Origin of the sequence: Mycobacterium decipiens, from assembly GCF_963853665.1 — a bacterium.
Classification (GTDB): domain Bacteria; phylum Actinomycetota; class Actinomycetes; order Mycobacteriales; family Mycobacteriaceae; genus Mycobacterium; species Mycobacterium decipiens.
The window spans coordinates 3,286,575-3,300,120 of sequence record NZ_OY970459.1 but is presented as its reverse complement, the minus strand read 5'-3'; the positions used below and the strand labels follow the sequence as shown (position 1 = coordinate 3,300,120).

Here is a 13,546-nt window from a genome sequence, read left to right as displayed (position 1 = left end):
TGCGTGAAACCGTGCGGCTACTTGGGCGCGGGGCAGGTCTTCGGGAAGTCGACCATGGGTTGGCCGAGCTGCTGCAGGCCTTTGCGGTACTGTGCCGTGGCCGGTAGGTCCGGGGTGGCGGCCGACCATATCGTCGAGGTGCAGGTGGCGGCATCGCACCCGCCGCCGAAGGTCACCGATTCGCCCGTCTTCACGGTCAGGCAGCGGCATTTCGCCACGGCAGGGTTGGTCGTATCGATCTCGCACTCCACGTCGAGGCAATTCGCCCATGGGACTCCGGACGGACAGCTCAGCACGCCGAAGTTGGCGTTGACGTTCACCGTCGAGAACGCCGACCGCACCCTGGTCCCCGACTGCGCTCGCTCGGAACAGGTCTTGAATCCGATCGAGTAGCCGTTGACGACAACGCAATCGCACACCGAGATGTCGGGATCTGTCGGTGACGGCACGCACGGTGCGGTGGTGCACAGCGCGAACGTTTGGTTGCACAGCCAGGCACCGTCGACTTTCAGTGCCAAGGTGTCGGGCTTCTTGCTGGGGGTGTCGCAGGCGGCCACCGTGACGGCGCCCGCGGAGGCCAGGCCGGCGGATGCGCGGCGAAGCAGTCCCCGCCGGGTGAACTTGTTCCCTTCCGAGACCTGGGCGGTCCGGTCGACGAGTTCCCGGATTGCAGTCGCTCCGCGCGCGGTGACCGGCCGTTGACCGTCGTCGATCAGCACCGCGCTGGGCGTGGCCCTGATGTCGTAGGCGGCAAACGCGGCCCGACGCTCATCGACGAGCTCGAGCGGTACATCGTGGGTAGCAGCGCCGGCGCTGATGAGTGCGACGGTGACCCGCCCGCTCAGGTTGTGTTGCCACCGGGCCACCTCGGGCAGCAGGGCATCGCAGGCTCCGCAGCCGGGCTGACCGAAGATCAGCACCAGCGGTTTGTGCCCCACCCGTAGTCGGTCCAGCGTCCAGGTCCGGCCCGCCCGGTCGGGCAACGCCAGCCCTGCGACCGTTGTCCCGGCGCGCGCGGTCCGGCGCCGGTGCGCCGCGGGGCCAATCCACAGGGCAAGCATTGCGATCGCCAAAGCCGTTAAGGCCCAGCAGAATTGACCGTCAATGGCGACGATCGCAGCCAGTGTCGCGAAGCATCCATTCCGGGCCAGCGTCGGCCACCCGAGCGGCGCGGCGGACAGTCGCCCGAAGCAGTGGCATTCCGGCCGGCGGCCATGGGCGAGACTGACCAACACCACCGCGCTGAATCCTGCCAGCGCGATCAGGGCCGCCAACGCGCCAAACTTGGGCGCCGCCACTAGAAGCGCTGCGATGCCGAACTCGGTGGCGACTATTGCCAGCCCTGCGCTTGCGGCGGCGGACCTCGGCACACCGAATGCCGCGACTGCTTGTCGCCCACCGTCTCGATCTGCCAACTTCGCCGTCGCGCCGATAGCGAACATTCCCCCCAGAAGCAGTCGCGCGGCCAACACGATCATCTGCGCTCACCTCCGGTGCTCGTCGCCCATCGTGAATCCTATGGAGCAAAACCTCGGTTGGTCCGCTCGGTTCGCACCGGCCCTTGTGGCAGGCTGGTGGCCATGAAGGTCAGGCCCATGGTGACCCTCGTCCTGCTCGTCTTCTTGGCGGTGTTGGGCTGCACCTCAAGCCGTGCGGCGAACAACGCCATCGACGTCCCCATCGACGATGTGCTGACGCAGAGCGCAATCACCCGGGACGTCACGCTGTCGGTCGGTGACACGCTGAAAGTGGCATTGGGTTCGAATCGCACCACTGCCTACCGTTGGACGGCCGACCCGAAGGTCGGCGACGCCGCCATCTTGCAGCAAACCGGTCACGAGTATGTGCGGCCGAACACCGATCGGATGGGGGCGCCTGGCACCGAGGTTTGGCTGTTCACAGCGTTGCAGGCCGGGACGACGACGATCGTCACGGAGTACTCCAGCGTCGTCGGCAGCGATACCGCACCAGTGTGTACGTTCACGGCGAAGGTGACCGTGCATTAGGCACAATGTCATATAGGCATCAACTCGATGAGCCGGAGGAGTCAGGCCCGATGACCGCAGTGGATTTTCACTTTGACCCGATGTGCCCATTCGCCTATCAGACTTCGGTGTGGATTCGCGACGTCCGCGCGCAATTGGGAATCGAGATCAACTGGCGGTTCTTCAGCCTCGAGGAGATCAACCTCGAAGCGGGCAAGAAACACCCGTGGGAGCGGGACTGGTCCTATGGCTGGTCGTTGATGCGGATCGGTGCGCTGCTGCGTCGAACCGACATGTCGTTGCTCGACCGATGGTATGCAGCGATCGGACACGAACTACACACCCTGGGCGGCAAACCGCACGATCCCGAGGTGGCGCGGCGCCTGCTGAGCGACATCGGCGTCGATGCGGCGACTTTGGATGCGGCGCTGGACGATACGACGACCCACGACGACGTTCGCGCCGAGCACCAGCGGGTCGTCGGCGCGGGCGGTTACGGTGTGCCGACGCTCTTTATCGACGGACAATGCCTTTTTGGACCGGTTCTGGTGGATCCGCCGACTGGACCGGCCGCCCTGACACTGTGGAGCGTTGTCACCGGCATGGCCGAGCTGCCACACGTTTACGAACTTCAGCGGCCGAAGTCACCGGCCGATGCGCAACTCATTGCCGAGCAGCTACGCCCCTACCTCGACGGACGCGATTGGGTCAGCATCAATCGCGGGGAAATCGTCGATATCGACCGGCTGGCCGGCCGCTCCTGAGTGACGAGGCGACCGAGCTGCTGCCCACCGTTACGAATTCTATTCTGCTGCAATAGATTCGCTGCTTGTTGGCGCTGCTAGCCGGTGTTGCTCCGCATACGTCTCGGCTAGGAATTGTTCGACGGCGATCGCCGCGCGCGCAGCGCGGACCGAGCCGAGCATGTCGAAAGCATGCTGAGTAAACGGCAATTCGGCGTATACGACAGGCTGCTTGCTGACTTGCCGCAGCTGATCGACGAAGCCACGCGCCTGCTCCACGGGAACCAGCGAGTCGTTGCGGCCATGCAGCACGAAGAATGGGGGAGCGTCAGCGGAAACGTGGGTGACCGGTGAGGCGTCGAGATAGGACTGCATGTTCGCCGCACGGGGCTGTTTGACAACCATTCGCTCGAGCAGCGGCAGCATCATTGGATGCATCGCGTCCTGTAGACGGGTGAAGTCATACACGCCGTAGAACGGCACGGCTGCCTGCACCCGGGTGTCGGCGTCTTCGAATCCGGGCTGGAAGCGTGGATCATTCGGCGTCAGCGCGGCCAGCGACGACAGATGTCCACCAGCCGAACCACCGGTAATGGCGATGAAGTCCGGGTCGCCGCCGTATTCGGTGATGTGGGTCTTTACCCATGCGAGGGCACGCTTGACATCGATGATGTGATCGGGCCAGGTGTTGCGCGGGCTGTGCCGGTAGTTGATCGCGACGCAGATCCAGCCTAGCTCGGCGAGGTGGCTCATCAATGGATGCGCCTGTCCACGTTTGTTTCCGGTCGTCCATGCGCCGCCGGGGATTTGGAAGAGCACGGGCGCCCTTCTGGTCAGATCGAGATCGGGACGTCGCCAGATATCGAGGTGATTGGCGCTGCCGTACGGGCCGTAGCTGATGTCGCCATCGTGGGCGTAATCGCGGTAGATCCGCAGCATCCGCAGCGGTCCGGGGGTCTTGGCGGTGCCACCGCCGGCCGGGCGGCACCACAGAGCGGCCGAGTCGGTGCGGCGATCGATGCCCAGGCCGCTGTCCAGTGCGGCGGTGAGCTGAACATCGGCCTGGTGGCCCGCGCGCCGAAAGTTCAGCAGCCCCAGCGTTGAGAAGCCGGCCACCAACCAGGAAACCGCACGCACCGGTGCGGTCAGGCGCCGGGCTGTCAACACCAGCCCGCCGAGCTGGCTAGCCAGTGTCGAAACGGGGAACTCCGTGACCACCAGACCAAAAAACCACGACCACACTGACGAGAATCCGTTGCGCGCCAGCGGCCTATATGCGTTGAGCGTGGCAGCGGCGGTAATAGCCGCTACCGCCAAGGCCCCGATTTGTCGCAGGATGTGGGTGATTCGGGCTGTCTGCATGCGGCCACCTTACGAGGTGATCAAAGCCCGCGGACGGCGAGCAGAAAATTCAGCATCGCCTCCTAACCCCTTGTCAGGCTGAGCCTGACGTTCTATCTTGTAAGGGAAAGCCTGACAGTGGGAGGGGCGATGAGTCCCGGTGCCAAAATCGCACAGATTTGGTGTTCGTTCTGCGGGAAGTCGAACACCGAGGTCGACAAGCTTGTAGCAGGTCCGGGGGTGCAGATCTGCAACGAGTGTGTTGCGATCGCCGACCGGATCATGAAGGAGTATCGCGACAAGCCGCATGAGGTTCGGCTGCCGATGTGGGAGCCGATGAGCGATCGGCAGATGCTCAGCCATATCCCGCGCATGGCGGTCGTCGCCCATCAAGTCGAGACCGACCTGCGGTCTTGGGTGCGGGAGCTTCGTTGCCGCGGCGTTACATGGTCGAGAATTGGTGCGGCCCTTGGTATCACCCGGCAGTCAGCATGGGAGCGATTCTCCGGAAAGGAATAGAGCTCCACCTACACCACCTCCGCTTTGCTCTCCAGGTTCTTGACGGCAGCGGGGTCGTTTTCGGTGGGGCCGACTTTCGACGCGCCACCCGGTGAGCCGAGGTCGACGAAGAAGTCAGCATTGATCTGGCTGTACTCGGCGTACTCGGTGGGCAGATCGTCTTCGTAGTAGATGGACTCCACTGGGCACACCGGCTCGCAGGCGCCGCAGTCGATGCACTCGTCGGGGTGAATATAGAGCATCCGAGCGCCCTCGTAGATGCAGTCGACGGGGCATTCCTCGATGCATGCCTTGTCCTTGATGTCGACGCAGGGTTCGGCGATCACGTAGGCCACGAGCGTTTCCTTTCCTGGTAGCTGTCGCGGTGTTAGCCGTGTCCGATACGAAGTAGCTCGGTCAGGCTGGGCAGTTTGACCCGGGGACGCCCTTGTGGCTGGCCGGCCTGGCGTTCAAAGCGGTCGATGGCCTGCCAGTGCGCGGTGGTGACGAGCTGCGGCTGGCGGGAGGCCAGCCACTCGGCGAGTTTGCCGGCCCGGTCCTCCTGGCAGCCGGCTCGTCCGTTGTCCGCTGCGCGGGCCAGGTCGTCGAGCAGAGTGTCGACGGTGTCCTGGGAGTCCTTCTTGTTGGTGCCGATCACTCCGGTCGGTCCACGCTTGATCCAGCCGACGACGTACTCGTTGCGACTGCCGGCCACCCGGCCATCGGCATGGGGGATGGTGGCACTTGCGGTGTCGAACGGCAGCCCCGGTGTGGGTACGCCGCGATAGCCGACCGAGCGCACCACCAGCTGCGCGGCGAGTTCTTCGCGTGCGCCGGTGTCCTTGGCGACCTTCCGCCCACCGGCGTCACAGACCAGCTCGTTGCTGCCGAGCATGATGTGCTCTACCTTCCCATCGCCGGTGATCTCGATCGGAGACGTGAAGAATCGCAACACGATTCGACGGTGCCCGGGCCGGGGTGCGCGGTTGGCGTAGTCGCGCAGCACCTTGATGTTCTGCTTGGCGGTCTTGCCGGCAGCCGCCGCGTCGTCGTCGGTGATGTCGGCCAGCTGGGCTGGATCGACCACCACGTCGACTCCGTCAAGCTCGCCCAGCTCGCGCAACTCCAACGTCGTGAAGGCCGACTGCAGCGGGCCGCGCCGACCGATGATCAGCACCTCCTCAATGGTGTTGGTGCGCAACGACTCCAATGCGTGGTCGGCGATATCGGTAAGTGCAAGGACGTCGGGATCGGTCACCAACATGCGGGCGACGTCGACTGCGACGTTGCCGTTGCCCACCACCACGGCACGGGCGCCCGACAGGTCCGGCGACATCTGCTCGAAATGCGGGTGCGCGTTGTACCAGCCGACGAAATCGACCGCCGCGACGCTGCCGGGCAATTGTTCGCCGGGAATCTTCATCAACCTGTCCGATTGCGCGCCGACGGCGTAGATCACCGCGTCGTAGCGCGCGGCAAGTTCGGTGGTCTCGACATGTTTGCCGACCGTGATATTGCCGAAGAAGCGGAAACGCGGGTCCTCGGCCGTCTTTTCGAACTGATGGCTCACCGACTTGATCTTGGGGTGATCGGGTGCGACGCCGGAACGGACCAGGCCCCACGGCGTCGGCAGCATCTCCAGCATGTCCACCGCGACCTCGAAATCTTCGTGGGCGTCCGCTGCTTTCAGCAGCGACGCCGCCGCGAAGAACCCCGATGGACCGGAACCCACAATCGCGACGTGGTAGGGACGCATACTCTAAGCCTCCTGGAGCGGTGAACGCTGCGGTTATTCCGGCGCAGTCCGGGTCACGCTGCTTCTTTGCTGGGACGGGTCATGCTTTCATCGTTCTCGTTGCGATGAACCGTCGCTAGAGGTTCCCATGTTGTGTTGTCACAATGTCTCGTTGTGGCGCCGACGGCGCCGACTCGAGAACCATTGCAGTTTGCCTGCTTCACCCACTTCTACGACGGCACCGATGGCAAACCACACCGCCAGAGTCGGTCATCGGGGCCAGCCCCTAGTCGTACCGGGCGCGCGATTGAGTCATGTGATTGAATGGCGAGCCGTGCGGATCCTTCTTGGACTGGCCCCGGCTGCGATCGTGACGCTAGCGGCGGCAATGTGGACGCCCGTCGCGTCCGCGACACCTGGCCATGGGGTAAGCGGCGTGCTGCTGTCGCAGACCATGCGCGACTCCCAGGACTACATCCTTCGCGAGATCACTATCGACCCGGGCGGGAGCACCGGCTGGCATTGGCACGACGGTAACCTCTTCGGCGTCATCAGGCAGGGCACGCTCACCCACAATCTCGCAGACTGCAGTACCGACGGGATCTATAGCCAGGGTGAGGCGATCGCCGAACCCGGCGGCCCCGATCACGTCCATATTGGCCGCAACCTGGGAGCTACTCCGGTGGTAATGGAGGTGGTCTACATCGACCCACCCCATACCCCCCTATCGAGGGACGCGCCTGACCCTGGCTGCGGATATGCTTGATCGGGCCTTGCCCAACTCGCTGATTCACGTGGTATCGACAGCTCCAGCGTCCGTGCGGTGTACCCGGCGCCTACGGCCCTGACCAGGGCATGGCACGGGCGATTTGTGATTTGATCAAGCATGCCGCTCAGTTCCCGCATGCCCGAGCTCACGTCGTTTGAGATCTTTCTGGCCATCGCTGAGGCAGGCAGTCTCGGCGGCGCCGCGCGTGAACTCGGGTTGACCCAACAAGCTGTGTCAAGGCGGCTCGCATCGATGGAGGCCCAGATCGGGGTGAGGTTGGCAGTCCGCACGACTCGTGGCTCACAACTTACGCCCGCGGGCGTCGTCGTCGCCGAATGGGCAGCCCGCTTGCTCGAAGTCGCCAACGAGGTCGATGCCGGCCTCGGCTCGCTGCGTACCAAGGGCCGCCAGCGGATCAGGGTGGTGGCCAGCCAGACGATAGCCGAACAGCTCATGCCGCATTGGCTGCTGTCCTTGCGGGCAGCCGAGCTGCGCCACCGCGGCACCGCCCCCCAGGTGATCCTGACCGCCACCAACAGCGAGCATGCCATCGCCGCCGTTCGTGACGGCACCGCCGATCTTGGCTTCGTCGAAAACCCCGGTTCTCCTACGGGGTTAGGCAGCTGCGTGGTCGCACGCGACGAACTGGTCGTCGTCGTGCCGCCGGGTCACAAGTGGGCCCGGCGGTCACGAGTAGTGAGTGCCCGCGAACTCGCGCAGACACCTCTGGTAACTCGCGAACCGCGCTCCGGCATCCGCGATTCACTCACAGCGGCGTTACGTGAGGCGCTCGGGGAGGACATGCAGCAAGCGCAACCGGTGCTCGAACTGACGTCGGCCGCGGCCATGCGCGCCGCGGTGTTGGCTGGCGCGGGACCGGCGGCGATGAGCCGATTGGCGATAGCCGATGACCTGGCGTTCGGTCGATTGAGCGCGGTTGACATCCCCGCGCTGAACCTGCGGCGCCAGCTTCGGGCAATCTGGGTCGGCGGGCGCACCCCGCCGGCCGGCGCAATACGAGACCTGCTCAGCCACATCACTTCCCGCAGCAAGTAGGACTGCGCGAGTCAAGCTGCGGCGTGGTCGATCAGCGCTTGGTCGTAGCGGTCGAGCACGGTCGCGGCGACGAGGGGGTGTGCGCCCAGCGGTGGCGCCATCGGAATGCCGTTGTCTCGCGCATAGGTCCACACCCGGTCGGTGATGATTCCTGGAGCCAGGAACCATGGCGCGATCACCAGCCGGCGCGCACCGCGGCGCCGCAACTGACTGGCCGCGTCGGCGACCGACGGCTCGGGTCGGGTGGCGAAGGCAATCGTTGCCCCGGTCCATCGGGTGCCGGCCGCCACCTTGGCGGCAACCTGCGCGGTGCGCGCGTTGACTGCGGTGTTTGATGACCCGATCGCGACCACCACGACGCCGAGGTCGGGGTCGAGCGGGGAAATGTCCACCTCGGCCAGCCGTTCGCGCAGCACCGTCACCAGCCGATCGTCTTCACCGAGTGCGCCGGCCTGTCGTACACCGTGCGCGCCGGCGCGGGTGATCTGTTTGGGGATGTCGACGCGGGCGTGGTACGCGCTGGCAAGAAGTAGGGGAGCGACCACCGCCCGGCGGCTATCCGGCAATCCCGCCAGAACGTCGATGAGGTTCGGCGCATTCTGTTCACAGAATGCGACGCGCACGTCCAGGTCTGGCCGCATGCGCTTTAGGCTGGCCCCGACGGCTCGTGCATTGGTGGCTGATCGTGGATCTTTGCTGCCGTGTGCGGTGAGGACGAGCGTGTTCATGAGGCGTGCAGCCCGCATTCGGTCTTGGTCTGCCCCTGCCAGCGTCCACTGCGTGGATCGTCGTCCGTGGCCGGTTTGGCCGTACACGGCGCGCAGCCGATCGACGGGTAGCCTTCGTACACAAGAGGATTGACCAGCACGTTGTACTTCTCGATGTAGTCCTGCACATCCGGGTCGGTCCATGCGGCCAGCGGGTTGACCTTCACCAGATGGAACGTCTCGTCGAAGCTGATTAGCGGGGCGTTGGCGCGGGTGGGTGCGTCGACCCGGCGCAGCCCGGTGACCCACGCCGAGTAGCCACGCAGCGCCTTGGTCAGCGGGACGACCTTGCGCAACCGGCAGCACTCGTTGGGGCTGCGGACGAACAGGTCCTTGCCCAGCAGCTCGTCCTGCTCGGCCACGGTGTGTTCGGGGGTTATGTTGAGCAGCCGGATGTCGTAGACGGCTTCGATCGCGTCACGGCTGCCGATGGTTTCGGCGAAATGGTAGCCGGTGTCCAGGAAGAGTACCGGCACGCCCGGACGCACCCTGGCGGCCAGATCCACCAGCACGGCGTCCTGCATGGCGGAGGCGACCACGTAGCGGCAAGTGGCCCACCCACGCGGGCCGTTGATCCCACCGAAATGCTGGTCAGTCCAACGCAACAACTCGGTGGCGCTAGCGCCATCCAGCTCGGCCGCGCCGCGCTCCGCTAGCTCGCGCAGCTGCGCCTCGGTGAAATCGTTCACCAGATCGCTCATCTCGTCGTCCTCAGGTCATCGCGTCAGCGCTCAGATTGGTTCCCCCTTTGGGGCCTATCGCAAGTCGGCCTCCTCGGCGCGCAGCGCCCAGGTGGCGAACCGTTCGCCGTCCCGCCGTTGCTTGATGAAGTTGTGCACCACCCGGTCGAGGTAGTCGCCGAGTTCGTCGCTGGTGACCTTGTGCTGGCGCAGTTTTCGGCCGAAGCCGGCGTCCAGGCCGAGGCTGCCGCCCAGATGCACCTGGAACCCCTCGACCGAGCCCCCATCTCCATCGTCGACCATCTGGCCCTTGAACCCGATGTCGGCGATCTGAATTCGCGCGCAGGAATTCGGGCAGCCGTTGATGTTGACCGTGATCGGTACGTCAAGCTGCGAGTTGATGTCCTCCATCCGGCGTTCCAGCTCGGGAACCAAAGACTGTGCCCGGACCCGGGTTTCGGCAAATGACAACTTGCAGAACTCGATACCGGTGCAGGCCATCATGTTCTTTCGCCACGTTGACGGCCGTGACGGTAACCCCAGCTCGTCCAGCCCGGCGATCATTTCGTCGAGCTTGTCGTCGGGAACATCGAGGATGACCAGCTTCTGGTAGGGGGTGAACCGGGCCCGATCCGAGCCGGCCCGCTCCATGAGGTCGGCGACCGCCGAGAGGATGGTGCCCGATACCCGTCCGGCAATCGGGGCAACCCCGACCGCGTTGAGCCCGTTCTTCAGCCGCTGCACGCCGACGTGATCGATCGGATGCTTGACCGGTTCGGGGGCCGGGCCATCGAGGAGCGGACGCTTGAGGTACTCGGTTTCGAGAACTTCCCTGAATTTCGCGATACCCCAGTCCTTGATCAGGAATTTCAGCCGGGCCTTGGCGCGTAGCCGCCGGTAACCGTAGTCGCGGAACACCTTGGTCACCGCTTCCCAGACATCGGGGACCTCGTCGAGCGGAACCCAGACACCGACCCGCTGGGCCAGCATCGGGTTGGTCGACAGGCCGCCGCCCACCCACAGGTCCATCCCTGGGCCGTGCTCGGGATGGTTGACGCCGACGAACGCGACGTCGTGGGTTTCGTGGGAGACGTCCTGCAGACCCGATATCGCGCTCTTGTACTTGCGGGGCAAATTGGCGTACTCGGGATTGTTCATGAAGCGCCGCAGGATCTCGTCGATCGCCGGTGAGGGATCGAGCACCTCGTCGAGCGAGTCGCCGGCCAGCGGTGAACCGTGGATCCCGCGTGGGCAGTCACCGCAGGCCTCGGTGGTCGTAAGACCGACCGACTCGAGCCGGTCCCAGATCTCGGGGACGTCCTCGATTCGTATCCAGTGGTATTGGACGTTCTCGCGGTCACCGATATCGGCGGTATCGCGGGCGAACTCGGTTGAGATCTGGCCTAGCGTGCGCAGCGTGGCGGCCGACATCGGCTTGCCGTCCGAACGCACGCGCATCATGAAGTATTTGGCCTCGATGGTGTCGATGTTCTCGTCGCCCGTCCAGGTGCCGTCGTAACCCTGCTCACGTTGCGTGTACAGACCCATCCAGCGGAAGCGCCCTCGCAAATCCGTCTTGTCGATGCTGTCGAAACCCTGTTTGGCGTAAATGTTTTCGATGCGGGCACGCACATTGAGTGGGGCATCATCGTGCTTGATCTGCTCGGAATCGTTGAGCGGCTCACGCTCTCCGAGCGCCCATTGACCCTCGCTACGAGTCTTGCCGGGAGTCTTTACGGGGTGGGCTGTGGTCATGTAGCGTACTCCTTCGCGAACACCGCAGGCGCCTGGACTGGGGGCCTGCTCTGCGCGCATCACCGGGAAATTCCCCTCCGGCGGCATGGGCCCGGGGCAATGCGGGCAAAGATGCTGTTAGTCGCCGAGAGGTCGCCATAGGTACTGCACTGGGCCTACGGGTCGTGGTGATTATGTTGCACCGTCGGCGAGGCCGGCGGCAGAGGTCTTGATGTTGTGACGCCACAACGTTTTGTTGTGACCCGGACGGTGACCGATGGGCGGGAGTTCAGGTCAGAAGATCGCCCTTAGCGTGACAAGACCGACCGAGCTGAGGATCGCCGCCGAGGGCAACGTGATGACCCATGCCAGCGCGATCGGCTTCATTAGGGCCCAGTTGGTGGCCCGGTTCACGATGCCGACGCCGAGGACGGCGCCGATGAGAATGTGCGTGCTGGAAACCGGAAGGCCCAAAATGGTGGCGCCCATAACCACTGCGGCCGCGGACAATTCGGCGGAGAACCCCGAGGCGGGGTGCATGGTTGTGAGGTTGCGCCCGACAGTCGCGATGACCTGGCGTCCGATGAACCACAGCCCCGCGCACAATGTGATTCCGAAGGTGAGCATGGCCGCGGTCGGTACCGCGGCTTTGCTTTCGATGCTTCCGGTGCGCAGCACGTCCAGGATTGCCGCGAACGGGCCGATGGCGTTTGCGATGTCGTTGCTTCCGTGGCTGAAGGCGAAACCCGAGGCGGTGAAGACCTGCATCCAGCTGAACATCAAGAACGTCGACCGCGACAGTGATTCGCCCCGAAGCGTTTTAGCGAAGATGAAGGTGGCCATCCACACCGCGGCACCGACCATCGCGATGATGAAGTAGTTGTTCATAGTGGTCAGGCCCAAGTGCATGTGCTTGAATCCCTCGAACAACAGCATCGCGGCGATGACCATCGATCCGCCAGCAGCGAACAGCGGAACCCAATTCTGCAGGGCGCGGAACGCGTCGATCGACGACTTCTTGGTATCGATTTCGTGGAGTTCGCGGTAGTAGTCGGACTCCAGCTCAGTGGGGTCGAAGTCCCTGCGGTTTGCCGCGACGGCGTCGCGGGCGAGCGCGCCGGTGTAGGCGATTTGCTGGATCTCGTTGAGCCGCTCGAAAGCCGCCCTGTGGCGCTCGCGATGCGCGATTCGCTCCTTCTTGATTTCCAGTAGGCGTTGCTCAATCTCTTCGTTGTACAGCAGGATGTGCCGCTTGACGGCGCCATAGAGGAGGTACGACACCACCCCGCCCAAAACCGGTGACAGCACCCACGACACCGCGATCTGGCCGACTTCATCCCACTGGACCATCCCGAGGGCTGTGCTGCCTTGTCCGCTGACAAACCCCAGCGTGACCGCGGCGCCGACGATGCCGCCGACGATCGAGTGCGTGGTCGACACCGGGTACCCCATGCGGTTGGCGAACAACAGCCAAAGCGCTGCCGCGAATAGCGCCGACATCATGATGTTCAGAAAGTCGGTTGGACCGATGGAGACTCCGGACAGATCAACGATGCCGCTGCGAATGGTCTCGGTGACGTCGCCGCCGGCGATCATCGCGCCGCTGACCTCGAAGATGGCCGCGACCAGAAGCGCCTGCTTCATGGTCAGCGTGCCCGCGCCGACGCTGGTGCCGAAGGAGTTGGCGACGTCATTGCCGCCGACGTTGAAGGCCATGAACATGCCGACGACGGTGGCGAACACCAGGATGACCTTGTTGGCGCCGGACCCTACGTAGTCGACTGCCCACCAGGAGAACAGCAGGAACGACCCTGCCAGCAACAAACTGAACGAGAGGTGCAACTGTCGATCCGGCCCGAGGAACCCGACGAAGCCGTCGTGTTGGGGTGTCGGCGCTGGGGGATTCTGAAGTCCGCTAGCCACGAAATGCCCGTCCTTGGTCTTTTTCTGTTGTTTGCTCACGCCGGGTTGTGTTGGCAAATCGAGCGTCAGCAGGCTACGACACAGCGGCCAGCGACCGGCTAAGGCCAGGTGAACAAAATGATCGTGCGAGTAGTTCGCCACGCCCCGATTGATCGCGTACACGCGTGCTTGGACAATAGCCGAAAGCATGCGCCGACACGACGGTTGGCACGTCGCGGTTCAGCGTCAGCGCAAATGCCGTGAGCCGAACAGCGGTAGGGAAGGCGCGGTAGCGGCATTGGTCAGAATTGTCGACTCCGCCAATTCCGGAAAATC

13 protein-coding genes are annotated in these 13,546 nt (G+C 64.3%); 5 read left to right on the top strand and 8 right to left on the bottom strand.

Annotated elements, in window-relative coordinates; translation table 11 throughout:
* Positions 1-17 precede the first annotated feature (17 nt).
* The gene (locus AADZ55_RS14510) at positions 18-1,478 is read right to left on the bottom strand and encodes a MauE/DoxX family redox-associated membrane protein (RefSeq protein ID WP_085327224.1); all 1,461 of its coding nucleotides are present in this window, start codon (positions 1,476-1,478) and stop codon (positions 18-20) included.
* A gap of 117 nt (positions 1,479-1,595) precedes the next feature.
* Between AADZ55_RS14510 and AADZ55_RS14505 the strand changes: the two genes are divergently transcribed.
* Both AADZ55_RS14505 and AADZ55_RS14500 read left to right on the top strand, forming a co-directional pair.
* Positions 1,596-2,006 carry a protease inhibitor I42 family protein gene (locus AADZ55_RS14505; RefSeq protein ID WP_423202314.1) on the top strand — a complete coding sequence of 137 codons (411 nt, stop codon included), beginning with the start codon at positions 1,596-1,598 and terminating at the stop codon, positions 2,004-2,006.
* Between the two features lie 50 nt (positions 2,007-2,056).
* On the top strand, positions 2,057-2,749 hold the full coding sequence (locus AADZ55_RS14500; RefSeq protein ID WP_085327226.1) for a DsbA family protein: 693 nt from the start codon (positions 2,057-2,059) through the stop codon (positions 2,747-2,749).
* 39 nt (positions 2,750-2,788) lie between these two features.
* Here AADZ55_RS14500 and AADZ55_RS14495 read toward each other — a convergent pair whose 3' ends face one another.
* Positions 2,789-4,090 (bottom strand): alpha/beta hydrolase, encoded by a 1,302-nt coding sequence (locus AADZ55_RS14495; RefSeq protein ID WP_085327227.1) that lies wholly within the window; start codon positions 4,088-4,090, stop codon positions 2,789-2,791.
* A 129-nt stretch (positions 4,091-4,219) separates the two neighbouring features.
* Here AADZ55_RS14495 and AADZ55_RS14490 point away from each other — a divergent pair, with 129 nt between their 5' ends.
* Positions 4,220-4,588, top strand: a complete 369-nt coding sequence (locus tag AADZ55_RS14490; protein ID WP_085327228.1) for a ClpX C4-type zinc finger protein — start codon at positions 4,220-4,222, stop codon at positions 4,586-4,588.
* 8 nt (positions 4,589-4,596) lie between these two features.
* Here AADZ55_RS14490 and fdxA read toward each other — a convergent pair whose 3' ends face one another.
* Both fdxA and AADZ55_RS14480 read right to left on the bottom strand, forming a co-directional pair.
* A complete protein-coding gene (gene fdxA, locus AADZ55_RS14485) occupies positions 4,597-4,923 on the bottom strand; it encodes a ferredoxin (protein ID WP_085327229.1) in 327 nt (108 codons plus the stop codon).
* A gap of 32 nt (positions 4,924-4,955) precedes the next feature.
* Positions 4,956-6,323: an FAD-dependent oxidoreductase gene (locus AADZ55_RS14480; protein ID WP_085327230.1), complete on the bottom strand. Its 1,368-nt coding sequence runs from the start codon at positions 6,321-6,323 to the stop codon at positions 4,956-4,958.
* A 313-nt stretch (positions 6,324-6,636) separates the two neighbouring features.
* Here AADZ55_RS14480 and AADZ55_RS14475 point away from each other — a divergent pair, with 313 nt between their 5' ends.
* Together AADZ55_RS14475 and AADZ55_RS14470 are read left to right on the top strand one after the other, a co-directional pair.
* Positions 6,637-7,068 (top strand): cupin domain-containing protein, encoded by a 432-nt coding sequence (locus AADZ55_RS14475; RefSeq protein ID WP_242670356.1) that lies wholly within the window; start codon positions 6,637-6,639, stop codon positions 7,066-7,068.
* A 120-nt stretch (positions 7,069-7,188) separates the two neighbouring features.
* Entirely contained in the window at positions 7,189-8,127 is a 939-nt protein-coding gene (locus tag AADZ55_RS14470; RefSeq protein WP_085327231.1) for a LysR family transcriptional regulator, read from the top strand.
* Positions 8,128-8,138: 11 nt separating this feature from the next.
* On the opposite strand, the gene AADZ55_RS14465 is transcribed toward AADZ55_RS14470, so the two are convergent.
* The 4 genes from AADZ55_RS14465 to AADZ55_RS14450 form a co-directional block, all read right to left on the bottom strand.
* On the bottom strand, positions 8,139-8,855 hold the full coding sequence (locus AADZ55_RS14465; protein WP_085327232.1) for a sirohydrochlorin chelatase: 717 nt from the start codon (positions 8,853-8,855) through the stop codon (positions 8,139-8,141).
* Positions 8,852-9,595, bottom strand: coding sequence for a phosphoadenylyl-sulfate reductase (locus AADZ55_RS14460; protein WP_085327233.1), 744 nt, complete (start codon positions 9,593-9,595; stop codon positions 8,852-8,854). Before AADZ55_RS14460 ends, AADZ55_RS14465 begins: the two co-directional genes overlap by 4 nt.
* 54 nt (positions 9,596-9,649) lie before the next feature.
* Positions 9,650-11,329, bottom strand: coding sequence for a nitrite/sulfite reductase (locus AADZ55_RS14455; protein WP_341286201.1), 1,680 nt, complete (start codon positions 11,327-11,329; stop codon positions 9,650-9,652).
* Positions 11,330-11,602: 273 nt separating this feature from the next.
* The gene (locus tag AADZ55_RS14450; RefSeq protein WP_242670022.1) at positions 11,603-13,270 is read right to left on the bottom strand and encodes an inorganic phosphate transporter; all 1,668 of its coding nucleotides are present in this window, start codon (positions 13,268-13,270) and stop codon (positions 11,603-11,605) included.
* Positions 13,271-13,546: the final 276 nt, after the last annotated feature.